The 19202-nt window shown below is 72.8% G+C and carries 18 protein-coding genes; 1 reads left to right on the top strand and 17 read right to left on the bottom strand.

Annotated features, from left to right (window positions below; translation table 11 throughout):
- Positions 1–36 precede the first annotated feature (36 nt).
- The 14 genes from secG to rpe all read right to left on the bottom strand — a co-directional run bounded on the left by secG (position 37) and on the right by rpe (position 13276).
- On the bottom strand, positions 37–270 hold the full coding sequence (gene secG, locus ACM26Y_RS12300; RefSeq protein WP_003939471.1) for a preprotein translocase subunit SecG: 234 nt from the start codon (positions 268–270) through the stop codon (positions 37–39).
- Positions 271–343: 73 nt separating this feature from the next.
- Positions 344–1126 (bottom strand): triose-phosphate isomerase, encoded by a 783-nt coding sequence (gene tpiA, locus ACM26Y_RS12295; protein WP_003939470.1) that lies wholly within the window; start codon positions 1124–1126, stop codon positions 344–346.
- 1 nt (position 1127) lies between these two features.
- Positions 1128–2354: a phosphoglycerate kinase gene (locus ACM26Y_RS12290; protein ID WP_003939469.1), complete on the bottom strand. Its 1227-nt coding sequence runs from the start codon at positions 2352–2354 to the stop codon at positions 1128–1130.
- Between the two features lie 20 nt (positions 2355–2374).
- The gene (gap, locus tag ACM26Y_RS12285) at positions 2375–3394 is read right to left on the bottom strand and encodes a type I glyceraldehyde-3-phosphate dehydrogenase (protein ID WP_003939468.1); all 1020 of its coding nucleotides are present in this window, start codon (positions 3392–3394) and stop codon (positions 2375–2377) included.
- A gap of 155 nt (positions 3395–3549) precedes the next feature.
- A complete protein-coding gene (whiA, locus tag ACM26Y_RS12280) occupies positions 3550–4527 on the bottom strand; it encodes a DNA-binding protein WhiA (protein WP_193788773.1) in 978 nt (325 codons plus the stop codon).
- Positions 4524–5579: a gluconeogenesis factor YvcK family protein gene (locus ACM26Y_RS12275; protein WP_003939466.1), complete on the bottom strand. Its 1056-nt coding sequence runs from the start codon at positions 5577–5579 to the stop codon at positions 4524–4526. The genes whiA and ACM26Y_RS12275 overlap by 4 nt, the downstream gene beginning before the upstream one ends.
- Positions 5576–6430 (bottom strand): RNase adapter RapZ, encoded by an 855-nt coding sequence (rapZ, locus tag ACM26Y_RS12270; protein WP_193788772.1) that lies wholly within the window; start codon positions 6428–6430, stop codon positions 5576–5578. Before rapZ ends, ACM26Y_RS12275 begins: the two co-directional genes overlap by 4 nt.
- A gap of 71 nt (positions 6431–6501) precedes the next feature.
- Positions 6502–8658 (bottom strand): excinuclease ABC subunit UvrC, encoded by a 2157-nt coding sequence (uvrC, locus tag ACM26Y_RS12265; protein WP_416063535.1) that lies wholly within the window; start codon positions 8656–8658, stop codon positions 6502–6504.
- A 9-nt stretch (positions 8659–8667) separates the two neighbouring features.
- A complete protein-coding gene (locus ACM26Y_RS12260) occupies positions 8668–9141 on the bottom strand; it encodes a PH domain-containing protein (protein WP_003939463.1) in 474 nt (157 codons plus the stop codon).
- Entirely contained in the window at positions 9138–9620 is a 483-nt protein-coding gene (ribH, locus tag ACM26Y_RS12255) for a 6,7-dimethyl-8-ribityllumazine synthase (RefSeq protein WP_416063534.1), read from the bottom strand. The genes ACM26Y_RS12260 and ribH overlap by 4 nt, the downstream gene beginning before the upstream one ends.
- Complete coding sequence (locus tag ACM26Y_RS12250) at positions 9621–10871, bottom strand: bifunctional 3,4-dihydroxy-2-butanone-4-phosphate synthase/GTP cyclohydrolase II (protein ID WP_054373451.1); 1251 nt, start codon at positions 10869–10871, stop codon at positions 9621–9623. It lies immediately after the preceding gene.
- A 60-nt stretch (positions 10872–10931) separates the two neighbouring features.
- The gene (locus tag ACM26Y_RS12245) at positions 10932–11540 is read right to left on the bottom strand and encodes a riboflavin synthase (protein WP_003939460.1); all 609 of its coding nucleotides are present in this window, start codon (positions 11538–11540) and stop codon (positions 10932–10934) included.
- A 12-nt stretch (positions 11541–11552) separates the two neighbouring features.
- The gene (gene ribD, locus ACM26Y_RS12240) at positions 11553–12569 is read right to left on the bottom strand and encodes a bifunctional diaminohydroxyphosphoribosylaminopyrimidine deaminase/5-amino-6-(5-phosphoribosylamino)uracil reductase RibD (RefSeq protein ID WP_416063533.1); all 1017 of its coding nucleotides are present in this window, start codon (positions 12567–12569) and stop codon (positions 11553–11555) included.
- Positions 12570–12592: 23 nt separating this feature from the next.
- A complete protein-coding gene (gene rpe / locus ACM26Y_RS12235) occupies positions 12593–13276 on the bottom strand; it encodes a ribulose-phosphate 3-epimerase (protein ID WP_371383219.1) in 684 nt (227 codons plus the stop codon).
- 172 nt (positions 13277–13448) lie between these two features.
- Here rpe and ppsA point away from each other — a divergent pair, with 172 nt between their 5' ends.
- Positions 13449–15728, top strand: coding sequence for a phosphoenolpyruvate synthase (ppsA, locus tag ACM26Y_RS12230; RefSeq protein ID WP_416063532.1), 2280 nt, complete (start codon positions 13449–13451; stop codon positions 15726–15728).
- 21 nt (positions 15729–15749) lie between these two features.
- Here the strand turns inward: ppsA and ACM26Y_RS12225 are convergent, their stop codons facing one another.
- The 3 genes from ACM26Y_RS12225 to fmt all read right to left on the bottom strand — a co-directional run bounded on the left by ACM26Y_RS12225 (position 15750) and on the right by fmt (position 19136).
- Positions 15750–16679: a 1-phosphofructokinase family hexose kinase gene (locus ACM26Y_RS12225; RefSeq protein ID WP_416063531.1), complete on the bottom strand. Its 930-nt coding sequence runs from the start codon at positions 16677–16679 to the stop codon at positions 15750–15752.
- A 91-nt stretch (positions 16680–16770) separates the two neighbouring features.
- Entirely contained in the window at positions 16771–18216 is a 1446-nt protein-coding gene (locus tag ACM26Y_RS12220) for an RsmB/NOP family class I SAM-dependent RNA methyltransferase (RefSeq protein WP_416063530.1), read from the bottom strand.
- Positions 18213–19136 (bottom strand): methionyl-tRNA formyltransferase, encoded by a 924-nt coding sequence (gene fmt, locus ACM26Y_RS12215; RefSeq protein ID WP_289380737.1) that lies wholly within the window; start codon positions 19134–19136, stop codon positions 18213–18215. The genes ACM26Y_RS12220 and fmt overlap by 4 nt, the downstream gene beginning before the upstream one ends.
- Positions 19137–19202 lie beyond the last annotated feature (66 nt).

The raw sequence follows: 19202 nt of genomic DNA, 5'->3' as shown, positions 1-19202 counted from the left end.
ACCCGGAATTCCGGGTCGCGCCGTCGTGCGCAGGGCTCAGCTGAACTTGATCTGCAGGCCGATGCCGAGGATGGCGATCAGCCAGACGATGCCGGTGAACACGGTCAGCCGGTCGAGGTTCTTCTCGGCGACACTGGAGCCGGACAGGCTGGACTGGACACCGCCACCGAACAGGGTGGACAGACCGCCGCCCTTGCCGCGGTGCAGCAGCACGAGCAGGATCAGCAGCAGGCTGGTGGTGATCAGCAGGATGTCGAGGAACAGTGCCATGGCGCCAGACTACAGGGCGCCGTCGCGGTGCCCTTCCGGGCCTCGGCGGATCCGGAAGGGCACCGCGGGTGCCTTACAGCGGCCCGCCCGCGGCGATGGCGGACAGCTGGGCGAACTCGTCGGCCTTGAGCGAGGCGCCCCCGACGAGACCGCCGTCGATGTCGGGCTGGGCGATCAGTTCGCCGACGTTCTTGGCGTTGACCGAGCCGCCGTACAGCACGCGGACGGTGTCGGCGGTCTCCGGGGAGGCGAGCTCGGCGAGGGTGGCGCGCACCGCGGCGCACACCTCCTGGGCGTCGGCGGCCGAGGCCACCTTGCCGGTGCCGATGGCCCAGACCGGCTCGTATGCGACGACGATCTTCGCGATGTCGTCGGACGAGAGCCCGGCGAGGGATCCGCGCAGCTGGGCGACGTTGTGGGACACGTGCTGACCGGCTTCGCGGATGTCGAGGCCTTCGCCGATGCACACGATCGGGGTCAGGCCGTGCCGCAACGCCGCCTTGGTCTTGGCGAGGACGGTCTCGTCGGTCTCGCCGTGCAGGGTGCGCCGTTCGGAGTGGCCGACGACCACGTAGGTGCACCCCAGCTTGGCCAGCATCGGGCCGCTGATCTCTCCGGTGTAGGCACCGGAGTCGTGGGCGGAGACGTCCTGCGCACCGTAGGTGAGCAGCAGCTTGTCGCCCTCGATCAGCGTCTGCACGCTGCGGATGTCCGTGAACGGCGGCAGCACCGTCACGTCCACCTTCTCGAGGTACTTCTCCGGCAGCGCGTAGGCGATCTTCTGCACCAGGGCGATGGCCTCGAGGTGGTTGAGGTTCATCTTCCAGTTGCCGGCGATGAGCGGCTTTCGGGTCATCTCAGGCCTCCGGTGCGGTGTCGTCGAGGGCGCTGATGCCGGGCAGATCCTTGCCCTCGAGGTATTCGAGGGAGGCGCCGCCGCCGGTGGAGATGTGCGAGAACCCGTCCTCGGGCAGGCCGAGCAGACGCACGGCCGCGGCCGAGTCGCCGCCGCCGACGACGCTGAACGCGCCGGAGCGGGTGGCCTCGACGATCGCCTCGGCGACCCCCTTGGTGCCGGCCGCGAACTTCTCGAACTCGAACACGCCCATCGGGCCGTTCCAGAACACGGTCTTTGCGCCGGTGAGGTACTGGGCGAACCGGGCCACCGACTCGGGTCCGATGTCCAGGCCCATCCAGCCGTCCGGGATCTCGGTGGCGGGCACCGTCTTCGCCTCGGCGTCGGCGGCGAACGAGTCGGCGACCACCACGTCCTGCGGGATGTGGATGACGTCGCCGAACCGCTCGAGCAGGTCCTTGCAGGTCTCGGTCATCGATTCCTCGAGTAGCGAGTTGCCCACCGGGATGCCTTGCGCGGCAAGGAAGGTGAAGCACATGCCGCCACCGATGACGAGGGTGTCGACTTTGGGGGCGAGGGCCTCGATGACGGCGAGCTTGTCCGAGACCTTCGAGCCGCCGAGCACCACCGCGTAGGGCCGCTCCGGGTCGCTCGTGAGCTTGCCGAGCACCTCGACTTCGGCGGCGACGAGGTTGCCCGCGTAGTGCGGGAGCAGCTTCGCCACGTCGTACACCGATGCCTGCTTGCGGTGCACCACGCCGAACCCGTCGGAGACGAAAGCCCCGTCGTCGCCGACGAGTTCGACGAGGTCGCGGGCCAGTGCCTGCCGCTGCGCCTCGTCCTTGCTCGTTTCGCGCGGATCGAAGCGAATGTTCTCGAGCAGGAGGATGTCGCCGTCGGTCAGGCCTTCCGAGCGGGCCAGCGCGTCCTGCCCGACGACGTCGCCGGCGAGCTGGACGTTGCGGCCGAGCACGTCGCCGAGTTTCGCCGCGACCGGCGCGAGGGAGAACTTCGGATCGGGCTCGCCCTTGGGCCGGCCCAGGTGGGCGGTGACGACGACCTTCGCGCCCGCCTCGGCGAGCGCGGCGATCGTCGGGGCGGACGCGACGATGCGACCGGGGTCGGTGATCGTCGCGCCGTCCAGCGGAACGTTGAGGTCCGAGCGCACCAGCACGCCACGGCCCTCGACGCCGGCGGCGAGCAGATCCTCGAGAGTCTGAACTGCCACTGTTCGACTGTCCTGTTCGGTCAGAGGGACTTCGAGACCAGGCCGATGAGGTCGACCAGGCGGTTGGAGTAGCCCCACTCGTTGTCGTACCAGGAGACGATCTTGACCTGGTCGTCGATGACCTTGGTCAGGCCGGCGTCGTAGATCGACGAGTGCGGGTCGGTGACGATGTCCGAGGAGACGATCTCGTCCTCGGTGTACTTGAGGATGCCCTTGAGCGGGCCCTCGGCGGCCGCCTTCATCGCCGCGTTGATCTCCTCGATGGAGGCCGGGGTGGCGAGGTTGGCGGTCAGGTCGGTGACCGAGCCGGTGGGGATCGGCACGCGCAGGGCGTAGCCGTCGAGCTTGCCGACCAGCTGCGGCAGGACGAGGCCGATGGCCTTGGCGGCGCCGGTGCCGGTGGGCACGACGTTCAGGGCGGCGGCGCGGGCGCGGCGCAGATCCTTGTGCGGGCCGTCCTGCAGATTCTGGTCCTGGGTGTAGGCGTGGACCGTGGTCATCAGGCCCTTGACGATGCCGAAGCTGTCGTCGAGGACCTTGGCGATCGGGCCGAGGCAGTTGGTGGTGCACGAGGCGTTGGAGATGATGTTCTGGCTGCCGTCGTACTTGTCGTCGTTGACGCCCATCACGACGGTGAGGTCCTCGCCCTTGGCGGGCGCCGAGATGATCACCTTCTTGGCGCCGGCGTCGAGGTGACCCTTCGCCTTCGACGCGTCGGTGAAGATGCCCGTCGATTCGACGACGACGTCGACGCCCAGGTCGCCCCACGGCAGCGCGGCCGGGCCTTCCTTGACCTCGAGGGCCTTGATCCGGTGGTCGCCGACGACGATGGTGTCCTCACCGTCGAGGCTGACGTCCTGCGGCAGCCGGCCGAGGATCGAGTCGTACTTGAGCAGGTGGGCCAGAGTCGCGTTGTCGGTGAGGTCGTTGACCGCGACGATCTCGATGTCGGTGGTGCCGAGCGCCTTCTGCGCCTCGACAGCCCGGAAGAAATTACGTCCGATACGACCGAAGCCGTTCACGCCTACCCGGACAGTCACAATAACGCTCCTTTGCCCATTTCTTCTGGTTGTGCCAGTGTTGCCCGCCGCGGTGCCGGAGACAGCGGCGCCCACCGGCAGGACTCATCGGTCGATGTGACCCCTACCCTATCTGCGGTGCCTGCGGAGTGCGGCAGGAGGCCCGGGCCGGTCGGCTAGGCCTCGTCGAGCAGCTCCGGGGTCACTGCCGATTCGGTGTCGGGGATGCCGAGATCCTTGGCGCGGCGGTCGGCCATGGACAGCAGTCGGCGGATGCGTCCGGCGACGGCGTCCTTCGTCATCGGGGGGTCGGCGAGCTGGCCCAGTTCCTCGAGGGAGGCCTGCCGGTGCTGGACGCGCAGGGCGCCCGCCGCGGCGAGGTGGTCGGGCACGTCGTCGCCGAGGATCGCCAGGGCTCGTTCGACGCGGGCGGCCGCGGCCACGGCGGCGCGCGCGGAGCGGCGCAGGTTGGCGTCGTCGAAGTTGGCGAGCCGGTTGGCGGTGGCGCGGACTTCGCGCCGCATCCGGCGCTCCTCCCAGGTCAGCCGGGTGTCCTGGGCGCCCATGTGGGTGAGCAGCGCACCGATGGCATCGCCGTCGCGCACGACGACCCGGTCGGCGCCGCGCACCTCGCGGGCCTTGGCGGCGATGCCGAGGCGGCGGGCGGCGCCGACGAGCGCGAGCGCCGCCTCGGGGCCGGGGCAGCTGACTTCGAGGGCGGAGGAGCGGCCCGGCTCGGTGAGCGAGCCGTGGGCGAGGAAGGCGCCGCGCCACGCGGCCTCGGCGTCGGCGATGCTGCCGCCGACGACGGGGGCGGGCAGGCCCCGGACCGGGCGGCCGCGCACGTCGAGCAGGCCGGTCTGGCGGGCGAGGGCCTCGCCCTCCTTGGCGACGCGCACCACGTACCGCGAGCTCTTGCGCAGTCCGCCGGCGCCGAGGACGTGCACCTCCGCCGAGTAGCCGTAGAGCTCGAAGATCTCGCGGCGCAACCGGCGGGCGATCGATCCGAGGTCCACCTCGGCCTCCACGACGACGCGGCCGCCGACGATGTGCAGCCCGCCGGCGAAGCGCAGGAGGGCGGACACCTCGGCCTTGCGGCTGCTGGTGCGGGTGACCGCCAGCCGGCTCAGCTCGTCCTTGACCTCCGCTGTCATTGCCACGTCGGGATCTCCCTTCCGTCCCGCTGCGCGAGATCCCGGGGGCGGGCCGCGTCGGGCAGGTGTCGTTCCAGGACCGCCGCCAGTTTGGCGGGATCGTGTCGGTGGGTGCCGGTCTCGGCGACGTCGGCGTAGACCACCCGGGCGCCGAATCCGGCGGCGGCTCGGCACAGGTGCTCGCGTTCGCGTCCTTCGGGTACCGACGCGGAGTCGACGACGACGTGGTCGACCCGGAAGTCGGGGGCGTGCTGGGCCAGCACGTGCAGGTGCCGCTCGGTGGAGAATCCGGCGGTCTCCCCCGGTTCGGCGGCGAGATTGAGCACCAGCACCTTGTGGGCGGGGGCGGCCACCAGCGCCTCGTGCAGCTCGGGGACGAGCACGTGCGGGATGACGCTCGAGAACCACGAGCCGGGCCCGAGCACGACGAGGTCGGCGGCGCCCACCGCGTCGAGCGCGTCGGGACATGCCGGTGGGTCGGCCGGGATCAGCCGCACGCGCCGCACCTTGCCGGGGGTGGTGGCGACGGCGACCTGCCCGCGGATGATGCGGCTGGCGCGCGGGTCGGATTCGAGGCCGGACACGTCCGCCTCGATGTCGAGGGCGATCGGCGACATCGGCAGCACCCGGCCGCGCACCTGGAGTAGCTCGGCGACGCGGTCGAGGGCGGCCACGGGGTCACCGAGCACCTCGGTCAGTCCGGCCAGGATCAGGTTGCCGACCGAGTGGCCGGCCAGGGCGCCGGTGCCGCCGAACCGGTGCTGCACCGTCTCGGTCCAGGTGTGGATGTCGGGGGTGTCCGCGGCGAGCGCGGCCAGGGCCATGCGCAGGTCGCCGGGCGGGATGACGCCGAGTTCGGCGCGCAACCGGCCGGAGGAACCCCCGTCGTCGGCGACGGTGACGACGGCGGTGACGCGGTCGCTGAGCCGGCGCACGGCGCTGAGCGTGGCGTACAGGCCGTGGCCGCCGCCGAGGGCGACGATCGACGGTGCCGGCGCGGCGGCCTGCCCGCCGGGCCGGGGTGTGGGGGCCGCGGTGCCGGGGCCCGTCATTCGCGCCCCAGATCGCGGTGCGCGACGTGCACCGACAGCGTCGGGTCGGCTTCCAGGCGCGCGGCGAGAGCCTCGCTCATCGCCACGCTGCGGTGCTTGCCGCCGGTGCATCCCACCGCGATCGTCATGTAGCGCTTTCCCTCCCGGCGGTAACCGGCCGTGGTCAGTTCGAGCAGCCGATGATAGGTCTGCAGGTAGTCCTGGGCCCCGTCCCGGCTCAGCACGTAGTCGCGGACGTCGTCGTCCTGGCCGGTGTGCGGTCGCAGTTCCGGCACCCAGTGCGGGTTGGGCAGGAACCGCACGTCGCACACCACGTCCGCGTCCATCGGCAGACCGTACTTGAACCCGAAGGATTCGACGGTGACCCGGATCGAGTCGGCGTCGCCGTCCCCGAACGCGGAGTCGATCTTGCGGCGCAGTTCCGGGCCGGACAGCGACGAGGTGTCGACCACCAGGTCGGCGGCCGCCTTGACCGCGGCGAGCTGGGCGCGTTCGGCGGCGATGCCGTCGGTGAGGGTGCGGTCGGCGGTGTCGGCCTGCAGCGGGTGGCTGCGCCGGACCTGTTCGAAGCGACGCACGAGGACCTCGTCGGTGGCCTCGAGGAACAGCACGCGGGTGCGCACGGGCCGGGCGGCCAGTTCGGTGACGACCCAGCCGAGGTCGCCGGTGAACAGGCGGCTGCGGACGTCCATGACCACGGCGAGGCGCTGCAGGGGCGGGTCGGCCTGCACCGCGAGATCGACCATCGAGGTGACCAGTTGCGGCGGCAGATTCTCGGCGACGAACCAGCCGAGATCCTCGAGTGCCGTCGCGGCGGTGCTCAGACCGGCCCCGGACAGGCCGGTGACCAGGGCGACCTCGGCCCGCGGGCGGAGGTCACCCTGCGGCCGGGGTCGAGGCTGCGCCGTCTCCGCCTGTTGCGTCACTGTTCCGTCTCCGTTCGTCCGCCCGACACGCCGACGGTGCCATCATCACTCACCGGCGTGTCCGGCGCAGCCTCACCCGCCGGCGTCGCCCGGGGGTCCGGGACGTCGCCGCGCAGTGCGTCCAGCACGGCGCGGGCGGTGGCAACGCCGATGCCCGGCACCGCGGTGATCTCCTCCACGCTCGCCTCCCGCAGCCGGGCCACCGACCCGAAGTGCGCGACGAGCGCATTGCGCCGTGCCTGACCGAGCCCGCGAACCCCGTCGAGCGCGGACGCGGTCATCCGCCGGGACCGCTTGCTGCGGTGGTAGGTGATGGCGAAGCGGTGCGCCTCGTCGCGCACCCGCTGCAGCAGGTAGAGCGATTCGCTGGTGCGCGGCAGGATGACCGGATCGTCCTCCCCCGGCACCCACACCTCCTCGAGCCGTTTGGCCAGGCCGATCACGGCGACGTCGGTGACGCCGAGTTCGTCGAGCACCTCCGCCGCGGCGGCGACCTGCGGGGCACCGCCGTCGACGACGTACAGGTTCGGCGGGTACGCGAAGCGGCGGGGCCGCCCGGTGGCCGGGTCGAGCGCGGCTTCCGGGGCGAGGTCACCGCCGTCACCGCCGTCACCGCCGCGGGCCGCGACCGAGTCACTGCGGGCCGCGACCGGGTCACCGCCGGCCCCGGCGAGGTCCCGGTTGTGCCGCAGGAACCGGCGCCGGGTCACCTCGGCGATGGAGGCGACGTCGTCGGAGCGGCCGTCGCCGGCGGCCTCGCGGATGGCGTAGTGGCGGTAGTCGGACTTGCGGGGCAGGCCGTCCTCGAACACCACCAGCGACGCCACGACATCGGTGCCCTGCACGTGGCTGATGTCGACGCACTCGATCCGCAGGGGCGCCGAGTCCAGGTCGAGGGCCTCCTGGATGCCCTGCAGGGCGGCCGAGCGGGCGGTGAAGTCGCCGGCGCGGCGCAGCTTGTGCTGGGTCAGCGCCTCGTGCGCATTGCGCTGCACGGTCTCGGCGAGGGCCTTCTTGTCCCCGCGCTGCGGCACCCGCAGCCGCACCGGCCCCCCGCGCAGGGTGCCGAGCCAGCGGCTCATCTCCTCCGGGTCGGGCGGCAGGGCGGGCACGAGCACCTCCCGCGGCACCGCGCTGCCGGCCGGTTCGGCACCGGCCGCCGACAGGGCGGCCTCCTCGCCGTAGAACTGGGTGAGGAACTGCTCGACGAGCAGCGACACTTCCGGGTCGGCGCCGGACGCACCCGACGCGGTCTCGGGCCGGTCCACCACGTCCCCGGACTTCTCCACCACCCAGCCGCGCTGTCCGCGCACGCGGCCGCCGCGCACGTGGAACACCTGTACGGCCGCCTCGAGTTCGTCGCCGGCGAAGGCGACGAGGTCGGCGTCGGTGCCGTCGCCGAGCACCACCGCCTGCTTCTCCATGGCCCGGCGCAGCGCCCCGAGGTCGTCGCGCAGGCGCGCGGCGGTCTCGAAGTCGAGGTCCTCGGCCGCGGCCTGCATGCGCTGTTCGAGGTCGCGGACCAGTTTGTCGGTGCGGCCGGCGAGGAAGTCGCAGAAGTCCTCGACGATGCGCCGGTGCTCGTCGGCGTCGACGCGGCCCACGCACGGCGCCGAGCACTTGTCGATGTAGCCGAGCAGGCACGGGCGGCCGATCTGCGCGTGGCGCTTGAACACCCCGGCGGAGCAGGTGCGGGCCGGGAACACCCGCAGCAGCAGGTCCAGGGTCTCGCGGATGGCCCAGGCGTGGGAGTAGGGACCGAAGTACCGCACGCCCTTGCGGCGCGGCCCTCGGTAGACGAACAGCCGCGGGTAGTCCTCGTTCAGCGTCACCGCGAGCATCGGGTAGGTCTTGTCGTCGCGGTAGCGGACGTTGAAGCGCGGATCGAACTCCTTGATCCAGTTGTACTCGAGCTGGAGCGCCTCGACCTCGGTGCCCACCACGGTCCACTCGACGGACCCGGCGGTGGTCACCATCTGGCGGGTCCGCGGGTGCAGCGACGCGACGTCGGCGAAGTACGAGTTCAGCCGCGAACGCAGGCTCTTGGCCTTTCCGACGTAGACGACGCGGCCGTGCGGGTCGCGGAACTTGTACACCCCCGGCTCCAGCGGGATGGTGCCGGGGGCAGGGCGATAGGTCGAGGGGTCGGGCACGGGTCCAGGCTAGTCGGCTGCGCCGACACCCCCGCCGTAGCGCTGTTCGAGCTCGCGGAACGCGGTCAGCGCCGCGACGGCGTGCTCGCCGTCGCGGGCCTGTACCGCGACGACGGGCACGTACTCGTCCTGCGGCAGCTCGAGCCTCGGCCACGGCTTGCCCTGGGGGAAGCTCATGCCTCGCACCTGTTCCCAGCCGAACATCTTCTCGCCGAGGATGTTGCGGACCGCCACGCCGGCGGCTCCGGCCCGCAGCCGGGGCCGGGTCAGCAGCAGCACACCGCCGGAGACGACCACTCCCACGCAGACGATGGCGATCTGATCGGCGAGGCGCAGGTTCACGCCGGTGTCGCCGCCGGCGCGCAGCACGAGCGCGGCCCCGATGTGGCCGAGCATGAGCAGGACCGCCGCGACGATCGCCCACCGGGACATCTTGCGGCTGCGGACCTCGAGGTCCCAGACGGTGTCGGCGGCCGAGGTCACCGCGCGGTCCCGCGCAGCCGCCGCAGGGTCACGGCGGTGTCGAGGGCGGCGGCGCACGCCTGCCCGCCCTTGTCCTCGACGGAGCCGGGCAAGCCGGCCCGGTCGCGGGCCTGCTGCTCGTCGTTCGTGGTCAGGACGCCGTTGCCGACGGGGGTGCCCTCGTCCAAGGCGATGCGGGTCAGCCCGTAGGTGACCGCGTCGCACACGTACTCGAAGTGCGGGGTGCCGCCGCGGATCACGACGCCGAGGGCGACGACCGCGTCGTGGGTGCGGGCCAGCTGCTGGGCGACGACCGGCAGCTCGATCGCGCCGGCGACCCGTTCGACGGTGACGTCGGTGACGCCGGCCTGCTCGGCGACCCGGCGCGCCCCGGCGACGAGGGCCTCGGAGATCTCGGGGTGCCAGCGGCCGGCGACGATGGCCAGCCGCAACCCGGCCGCCTCGGACAGCTGCAGCTCGGGTAGTCCTTCGCCGCTCATCTACGCGTCCCCCGCCTCGTAGTCGTCGAGGCCGATCAGGTCGTGGCCCATGCGGTCCCGCTTGGTGCGCAGGTAGGTGATGTTCTCGGAATTCGCGCGCAGCGGCATCGCCACCCGCTCGGTGATCTGCAGCCCGTAGCCGTCGAGGCCGACGCGCTTGGCGGGGTTGTTGGTGAGCAGCCGCATCGACGAGATACCCAGGTCCACCAGGATCTGCGCGCCGATGCCGTAGTCGCGGGCGTCGGCGGGCAGGCCGAGCTGCAGATTCGCGTCCACGGTGTCCGAGCCCGCGTCCTGCAGCTGGTAGGCCTGCAGCTTGTGCATCAGCCCGATGCCGCGGCCCTCGTGCCCGCGCATGTACAGCACCACGCCGCGGCCCTCCATGGCCACCATCTCGAGCGCGGCGTCGAGCTGCGGACCGCAGTCGCAGCGCAGCGAGCCGAACACGTCGCCGGTCAGGCACTCCGAGTGCACCCGCACGAGCACGTCGGCACCCTCACCGTCGGGGCCGGGGATGTCGCCGAGCACCAGCGCGACGTGCTCGACCTCGTCGTAGACGCTCTGGTAGCCGACGGCGGTGAAGTCGCCGTGCCGGGTGGGGATGCGGGCCTCGGCGATGCGCACGACGTGCTTCTCGTGCTTGCGGCGCCAGGCGATCAGGTCGGCGATGGAGATCAGGGCCAGCTTGTGCTCGTCGGCGAAGACCCGCAGTTCCTCGGTCTGAGCCATGTGGCCCTCGTCCTTCTGCGAGACGATCTCGCAGATCACCCCGGCCGGACGCAGGTCGGCCATGCGGGCGAGGTCGACGGCGGCCTCGGTGTGGCCGGGCCGGCGCAGCACGCCGCCCTCCTTGGCGCGCAGCGGCACCACGTGCCCGGGGCGGGTGAAGTCCTGCGCGGTGCTGTTCGGATCGGCCAGCAGGCGCATCGTCGTGGCCCGGTCCGAGGCGGAGATGCCGGTGCCGATCCCTTCGCGGGCGTCGACGGTCACCGTGTACGCGGTGCCGTGCTTGTCCTGGTTGGTCGAGTACATGGGGGGCAGGCCGAGGCGGTCGCAGTCCTCCCCGGCCAGCGGCACGCACAGGTACCCGGAGGTGTAGCGCACCATGAACGCCACGAGTTCGGGGGTGGCCTTCTCGGCCGCGAAGATGAGGTCGCCCTCGTTCTCGCGGTCCTCGTCGTCGACCACGACGACCGCCTTGCCGGCTGCGATATCGGCGATCGCGCGCTCGATGGTGTCGAACCTCGTCACTTGCGTGGGCTCCAAAATCTCGTGTACGGACAAACTGATTGCCGAGTTCAACAGTACGACTCAGCGGCCGGCGGCCTGCAGCCGCTCCACATACTTGGCGATGACGTCGACCTCGAGGTTGACGAGCGTGCCGGGCGCGGCACTGCCCAGGGTGGTCAGCGACAGCGTCGTCGGGATCAGGGAGATCTCGAACCACTCGTCACCGGGCGCCCCGCCGAGCGCGGAGACGGTCAGCGAGACCCCGTCCACGGTGATCGAGCCCTTGTGGACCACGTACCGGGACACGTCGGCCGGCAGCGAGATCCGCACCACGGTCCAGTTCTCCGACGGGGTGCGCGAGAGCACGGTGCCGGTGCCGTCGACATGACCCTGGACCAGGTGCCCGCCGAGACGGCTGTTGAGCGCCGCGGCCCGCTCCAGGTTGACGCGGCTGCCGGGCGCGAGTTGCGACAGGCTCGATCGGTCGAGGGTCTCCTTCATCACGTCGGCGGTGAAGGAGTCACCGCCCTGGATGTCGACGACGGTCAGGCACACACCGTTGACGGCGATGGAGTCGCCGTGGCCGGCGTCGGAGGTCACCACGGGCCCGCGGACGGTGAACCGCGCCGCGTCGGCGAGGTCCTCCCGCGCGACGATCTCCCCCAGCTCCTCCACGATCCCGGTGAACACGTACCCGCTCCTTCACTCCCGGTCGGGGACCAGGGTCAGCAACACGTCGGCGCCGACGGTTTCGACGCGCTCCCGACGAAACCGTAGCGCCTCGGCGATCGTGCCCACGCCCGCGTCCCGTACGGCGGACGGTCCGGCCCCGAGCAGCACCGGCGCGAGGTAGGCCTGGACGCGGTCGACCCGGCCCGCGGCGAGGAACGCCCCGGCCAGGCGCGGGCCGCCCTCGAGCAGCACGTCCGCCCGGTCCGCGAGCGCGCCGAGCACCTCGTCGGGATCGTGGGTGCGCAGCACCAGGGTCGGTGCGACATCGTCGAGAACCCTTGCAGTCCTAGGGATTTCACTGCGGCCGACGACCACGCGGAGCGGCTGGTGCGGGGCGAGCGAGCCGTCCGGCTGCCGGGCGGTCAACCAGGGGTCGTCGGCGAGGACGGTGCCGGTGCCGACGACGATCGCGTCGAGGCGGGCCCGCTCGGCGTGCACGCGGGCGCGCGACTGCGGGCCGGAGATCCAGCGGCTCGTGCCGTCGGCCGCGGCGCTGCGCCCGTCCAGGCTCGCCGCGAACTTCCAGGTGACATGGGGACGTCCCGTGCGCTGCCGGTGCAGCCAGGCACGCAGCGCGCCCGCCTCGGCGAGGTCGGCGCCGAAGCCGCCGTGCACGCTCACCCCGGCGGCGCGCAGGGTCTGTGCGCCGCCGGCGGCGGGCGGATTCGGATCGGTCACCGCGTAGTAGACGGCGGCGACACCGGCACGCAGCAGCGCCTGCGCGCACGGCCCGGTGCGGCCGGTGTGGTTGCACGGCTCGAGGGTGACCACCGCGGTGCCGCCGCGGGCCCGCTCCCCTGCCGCGGCCAGCGCCACGACCTCGGCGTGCGGCCCACCCGGCGGGCAGGTCGCCCCTACCCCGGCGACCTGCCCGGCCGCGTCGAGGATCACCGCGCCGACGGGCGGGTTGGGGGTGGTGGACCCGCGCACCGACTCACCGGCGTCGAGCGCGAGGCGCAGGGCCGCGTCGAGCGGTGCACCGCTCACCGCCGCCCCGCGCGGAGCGCCGCTCACGGGGCCGGGGTCAGGTGCGGGGAGGCGTGGGCGGCCCGTTCGCGCAGCTTGCGCACCGCCTCGCCCGGGTCGTCGGCCCCGTACACGGCCGACCCGGCGACGAAGCAGTCGACACCGGCCTCGGCGGCCGCCTCGATGGTGTCGGCGTTGATTCCCCCGTCGATCTCGACGAGCAGGGTCAGCTCGCCGGCGTCGACGAGCCGGCGGATCGTGCGGGCCTTGTCGAGCACGTCCGGGATGAACGACTGACCGCCGAATCCGGGCTCGACGCTCATCACCAGCAGCGTGTCGAACTCCTTCAGGATCTCGAGGTACGGCTCGATCGGGGTGCCGGGCTTGACGCTCAGCCCGGCCCGCGCACCGGCGGCCCGGATGTCGCGGGCGACGGCGACGGGGTTGTCGGTGGCCTCGGCATGGAAGGTGACGTTGTGCGCGCCCGCCTCGGCGTAGGGCGGCGCCCAGCGACCCGGATCCTCGATCATCAGGTGGCAGTCGAGCGGGATGTCGGTCGCCTTCAGCAACGACTGCACCACCGGAAGGCCGAGGGTCAGGTTGGGGACGAAGTGCGCGTCCATGACGTCGACGTGCAGCCAGTGCGCGTCGGCGACCGCGGCGGCCTCGTCGGCGAGCCGGGCGAAGTCCGCGGAGAGGATGGAGGGAGCGATCATCGGGTGGGCCACGTCCACCGAGTTTAACGGTCCCGGCGGCGGACTCTGCCGCGCGTCACGGTGCCTCCGCGGCCGGTGCGGGTTTTCATGACTTTCGGCCTCTGGTTCGGTGTGCTGGGCGATGCTTGAGTGGACGGTGGCGGGTCCGGAACCGCTGGGCCCGATGCGGCAGTGGGGAGCGAGAATGGCCACGCACACGGTGTGGGTTCGACCGATCGGCGACGTGGGCGCGGAGGACGCGCCGACCGTGGGCGGCAAGTCCGCGAACCTCGGGGAGATGACCCGCGCCGGGTTCCCCGTGCCGCCTGCCTTCGCGATCACCACCGCCGCCTATCTCGATTCGATGGCCGCGGCGGGGGTGCGCGACCGGCTGCGCGCCGAGGCCGTTCCGGCCCCCGACATCGACGACGCGACGCTGATCCGCACCTCCGCGGAACTGGCGGCGCTGGTGACCGAGGCCACGGTGCCCGACGACATCCGCGCGGACATCGTCGCCGCCTACGAGAAGCTGGGCGTGGACGTGCCGGTGGCGGTGCGGTCCTCCGCGCCCGCCGAGGACGCCGCGGACACCTCGTTCGCGGGAATCCACGAGTCGTACACCAACATCGTCGGCGCCGACGCGGTGGTGCGTGCCGTGCAGGCGTGCTGGGCGTCGTTGTGGTCCGAACGCGCCCGGACCTACCGGGGTCTGCGCGGGGTGACCGACGAGCCGTCCATCGCCGTCGTGGTGCAGGTGATGGTGCGCTCGGAATCGTCGGGGGTGGCGTTCACGGCCGACCCGCGCACCGGTGAGCTCGATCGCATCGTCGTCGAGGCCGCCCTCGGTCTGGGCGAGGTCGTCGTCGGCGGGCAGGTCGAGCCCGACACCTACGTCGTCGCCAAGGACGGCTTCACGGTGCTCGATGTGCATCTCGGGCATCAGGAGTTCCAGATCGCCTCCACCGACGCCGGCGACAGCCGCGTCGCGGTCGATTCGTCGCGGCAGACCCGCGTGCTCGACGAAGGGCAGCTCGAGAAGGTCGCGCGGCTCGCCGCGGGTGTCGAGCAGCACTACGGCCGGCCTCAGGACCTCGAGTTCGCGTTCGCCGAGGGTGAGCTGTGGATCGTGCAGACGCGCCCGATCACCACCCTGGGGATGCCTGCCGCCGCGGCGCCGTCGGGCAACGGGCAGGCGGCGCCGCTGCTGACCGGGCTCGGTGCCGGTCCCGGCCGGGCGACCGGGCGGGTCCGGGTGCTGCACGAGCTGGTCGACGGCAAGCGCCTGAGCGACGGGGAGATCCTCGTGGCCCCGATGACGCGGCCCGACTGGCTGCCGATCCTGCGCCGGGCCGGCGGCATCGTCACCGACGGCGGCGGCATCACCTGTCATGCCGCGATCGTCGGCCGCGAACTCGGCAAACCTGTCGTCGTGGGCGCCCGCACCGCGACGCAGGACCTGCAGGACGGCCAGTTGATCACCGTGGACGGCGACGCCGGCGTCGTGTTCGACGGGGAGGTCCGCGCGGAGCGGCCGGCCGCGGCGCAGACCGCCGCTCCGGCGGCCGCCGCACCCGCGTCGGCCGTCACCGCGACGGCGGTGTACGTCAATCTCGCCACCCCGGACGCCGCGCAGGCCGTCGCCGACACCGACGTCGACGGGGTGGGGCTGCTGCGGGCGGAGTTCATGATCACCGAGGCGCTCGCCGGGGAGCATCCCGCCTACATGATCGCGCAGGGCCGGCGCGAGGAGTACGTGTCGAAAATGGCCGACGGCGTCGCGCGGATCGCGGCGGCCTTCGCGCCGCGTCCGGTGGTGTACCGCGCGATCGACCTGCGCAGCAACGAGTTCGCGAACCTGAAGGGCGGCGAGACGGAGCCGGACGAGGAGAACCCGATGATCGGGTACCGCGGCTGCTTCCGCTACGTGCGCGACCCCGAGCTGTTCTCGCTCGACCTCGACGTCCTGCACCGCGTGCGCGCGCAGCATCCCAACGTGCACCTGATGATTCCGTTCGTGCGCACCCGCTGGGAGCTGGAGGAGTGCCTGGCCCAGCTCGACGCGCACCCGCTCGGCTCCGATCGGCGGATGCTGCGCTGGATCATGGCCGAGGTCCCGTCGGTGGTGTACTGGTTGCCCGAGTACGCGAAGCTCGGCATCCACGGGGTGTCGATCGGCAGCAACGACCTGACCCAGCTCGTGCTCGGTGTCGACCGTGACTCCGAGGTGTGCAAGGACCTGTTCGACACGCTCGACCCGGCGGTGCTGGACGCGATCGACCACATCATCGAACGGGCGTCGGCGGCCGGCCTGACCACGTCGCTGTGCGGGCAGGCCGTCTCCACCAGCACCGAGCTCGCCGAGCATCTCGTGCGGCGGGGCATCACGTCGGTGTCGGTGACGCCGGACGCGGCCGCCCAGACCCGGCGCACGGTGGCGCGGGCCGAGCAGCGGATCGTTCTGGACCGCGCCCGGCGCGAGCACTGACGGCCGCGTCCGTCCCGGGCGTCACCGCTGACGCGCGAGGACGTCGAACCGTTCGACGTCCTCGCGCCGGCAGACCTGGCTGCCGGGGGTGAGCAGCGCCGCCGAGCCGGCGGCGATGCCCAGTGCCAGGGCGTCGCGCAGGGGCCGGCCCCGCAGCAGGCCCACGACCAGTCCGGCGACCATGCTGTCACCCGCCCCGACCGCGCTGCGCACGGGTACGTCCAACGCTTTCAGCCGGGCGGTGGTGTCGGCGGAGACGAGCAGCGCCCCGTCCGGCCCGAGCGAGACTACCACGATCTCGGCGATCCCGGCGTCGACGAGTTCGTGGGCGGCGGCGGACTGTTCGTGCGAGGTGCGCAGTTCCCGGCCCACCCATTCGCGCAGCTCTCGCAGGCTCGGTTTGACCAGGTGCACGCCCGACTTGATGCGGCGCAGTGCGTCCCCCGACGAGTCGAGGACGAAGCGGGCACCGGCATCGGTGGCCGCGTCGGCCACGCGCTGGACGAACTCACCCGGCACGCCCGGCGGCAGGCTGCCGCTGGCGACGACGTACCGTGCGCCGGTGGCGGTCTCGACCAGCAGGTCCAGGCACCGTTCCTGATCCCGCACGCTCAGCTCCGGGCCGGGCAGCACGAACCGGTACTCCTGGCCGGTGCTGCGCTCGATCGCCGTGAACGACTCCCGGGTCATGCCGTCGATGTCGATGCGCCGGCTGTCGACACCGCCGCCGGACAGCAGCGCCGAGAGCGTGTCCCCGGTCGGACCGCCGGCCGGGTACACCGCTCCGGCCGAGACACCGAGCACCCCGGCGACCTTCGCGACGTTGATCCCCCCGCCGCCGGCCTCCAGTCGCGGCGCCTCGCAGCGCAGTTTGCTGGTGGGCCGCACCTGCTCGGTGTAGGTGGTCACGTCGAGCGCCGGATTCATGGTCAAGGTGACGATGTCGGGCACGACGTGCCTCCTGCCGGGAGCGGTCGGGTCGCGTCCGACCGTATCCGAGCGCAGGCCGATTCTCCCGGCGTTCGCGCGGCGACCTCGCCGATCAGCTCGCCGGGGCGCGCAGCGCGGCCATGAACATCGCGTCGGTGCCGTGCCGGTGCGGCCACAGCTGCACGGCCGGACCGTCGCCGAGACGCGGCACGCCGGGCACGAGCTCACGCGTGTCGAGCTGCTCGACGTTGTGCCGCCGGACGGCGTCGGCGACGACGGCGAGGGTCTCGGAGGTGTGCGGCGAGCACGTCGCGTACAGCACCACCCCGCCCGGCCGCAGCAGCCCGATCGCCGAGGCGAGGAGCTGCTTCTGCAACCGCACCAGCTCGGCGACGTCACCGGGGTTGCGGCGCCACCGTGATTCGGGCCGGCGACGCAGGGCGCCGAGCCCGGTGCACGGCGCGTCGACCAGGATGCGGTCGTAGCCGGGCTCCAGGCCGGGCTCGCGGCCGTCGGCGACGTGCACCGTGACCGGGAGTCCGCGGGTGGACTTGCGGATCAGTTCGGCGCGGTGCTCGACCGGTTCGACGGCGTCGACGGTGCCGCCGTCGATGTCCGCGAGCGCGCCGAGCAGCGCGGCCTTGCCGCCGGGACCGGCACACAGGTCCAGCCACCGGCCCCGATCGGGTCCGCCCAGCGGGGCGAGGGTGAGCGCCCGCGCCACCAGCTGGCTGCCCTCGTCCTGCACCGCGGCCATGCCCTCGCGCACGGCGTCGAGCTTGCCGGGATCACCGCCGGCGTCGAGGTGCACGGCGTAGGGCGACCAGGGTCCGATCTCGCCACCGGTGGCCAGCGCGAGTTCCTCCGCGGTGATCACCCCCGGCCGGGCCACCAGGTGCACCACCGGCCGGGCGTCGTCCGCCGCGAGCACGTCCTCGAGCTCCCCGGCGTCCGGGCCGAGCGCGACCGCGAAGGCCTTCGCGATCCACTCCGGATGCGCATACCGGAAGGTCAGGTGTCCCACCGGGTCGCGAGCCGGGTCGGGGGCGAGCTCGGCGACCCATTGTTCCTCGGGCTTCTCCGCGACGCGGCGCAGCACCGCATTGACGAATCCGGACTTGCCGTGGCCGAATTCGCCGCGGACGATGTCGACGCTCGTCGCGACGGCCGCGTGCGGGGCGATGCGGGTCCGCAGCAGCTGGTAGGTGCCCAACCGCAGGGTGTCCAGCAGCGCCCCGTCGATCTCGGTGACGGGCCGGTTGGCGCACGCGGCGATCACGGCGTCGAGCAGGCCCTGGGCGCGGGCGGCGCCGTAGGTCAGCTCGGTGGCCAGGGCGGCGTCGCGCCCGTCGAGTCGCCGCTCGCGCAGCAGCGCCGGCAGCACCAGGTTGGCGTAGGCGTCGCGCTCCCGGACCGCGCGCAGCACGTCCCGGGCCGCGAGCCGCGCCGGGTCGAGGCCGGCCTCGGCGGGCGACGGCCGGCGGGCCTGCCGGGGCTTGTTGTTGCGGTCGCCGGGCCCGCGGCGGGAGCGGCGGGCAGGGCGGCGGGACTCGGTCACTGGGCGCGTACCTCCGGGTCGAGGCGGGCGCCGCGAACCCAGTCCGCGGCCGCCATCGTCTTCTTACCGGGCGGCTGGACCTGCCCGAGTCGCACGGCGGTGCTGCCGGTGCCGACCAGGACACCGTCCTTGCGGGGCAGGATCTGCCCGGGCGCGAGGGTCTCGTCGGTGCCGGTCACGGGGCCGAGCTTCACGCGCAGGTCACCGATCATCGTCCAGGCGCCGGGTGCGGGCGTGACCGACCGGATGTGGCGGTCGACGAGGTGCGCGGGACGGTCCCAGCTCACCCGCGCCGACTCGACGGTGACCTTCGGGGCGTGCGAGACGCCGTCCGGGGGCTGGGGCACCGCGGTGAGCACCCCGTCCTCGAGGCCGTCGAGGGTGGATTCGAGCAGCGCGGCACCGGAGTCGGCGAGCCGGCCGAGCAGAGCTCCCGCGGTGTCGTCGGGCCGGATCGTCTCGGTGACCACCCCGTAGACCGGGCCGGTGTCCAGGCCCGCCTCGAGCCGGAACGTGCTCGCGCCGGTCACCTCGTCCCCCGCAGCGAGTGCGGCTTGGACGGGCGCGGCACCACGCCAGGCGGGCAGCAGCGAGAAGTGCAGGTTCACCCAGCCGAACTTCGGGATGTCGAGCACCGGCTGCGGGATGAGCGCGCCGTAGGCGACGACCGGGCAGCAGTCGGGGGCGAGTTCGGTCAACCGGGCGACGAAGTCGGGATCGCGGGGCCGCGCCGGGGTGAGCACCTCGATGCCGTGTTCGTCGGCGAGCCGGCCCACCGCCGACCGGACGGTGCGCCGCCCGCGGCCGGCGGTGGTGTCGGGCCGGGTCACCACCGCGACCACCTCGTGGCGCGGGGACTCGAGCAGGCGGCGCAGTGACGGTACGGCCGGTTCGGGCGTCCCGGCGAACACCAGCCGCACGTCAGCGGCCCGTCCGGGGGCGAGAGGCGAGGCACCGGCCCCGGGACGAGGACCGTGCTGGGCCGA

Origin of the sequence: Rhodococcus indonesiensis (assembly GCF_047782815.1) — a bacterium.
GTDB lineage: Bacteria > Actinomycetota > Actinomycetes > Mycobacteriales > Mycobacteriaceae > Rhodococcus > Rhodococcus indonesiensis.
This window is presented reverse-complemented; position numbering and strand designations above follow the sequence as displayed.

Excerpts from the sequence above, each read along its gene's own strand:
- secG (WP_003939471.1), bottom strand. The coding sequence starts at position 270 with ATGGCACTGTTCCTCGACATCCTGCTGATCACCACCAGCCTGCTGCTG.
- tpiA (WP_003939470.1), bottom strand. The coding sequence starts at position 1,126 with ATGACCCGAAAGCCGCTCATCGCCGGCAACTGGAAGATGAACCTCAAC.
- whiA (WP_193788773.1), bottom strand. The coding sequence starts at position 4,527 with ATGACAGCGGAGGTCAAGGACGAGCTGAGCCGGCTGGCGGTCACCCGC.
- ACM26Y_RS12275 (WP_003939466.1), bottom strand. The coding sequence starts at position 5,579 with ATGACGGGCCCCGGCACCGCGGCCCCCACACCCCGGCCCGGCGGGCAG.
- ribH (WP_416063534.1), bottom strand. The coding sequence starts at position 9,620 with ATGAGCGGCGAAGGACTACCCGAGCTGCAGCTGTCCGAGGCGGCCGGG.
- ppsA (WP_416063532.1), top strand. The coding sequence starts at position 13,449 with ATGGCCACGCACACGGTGTGGGTTCGACCGATCGGCGACGTGGGCGCG.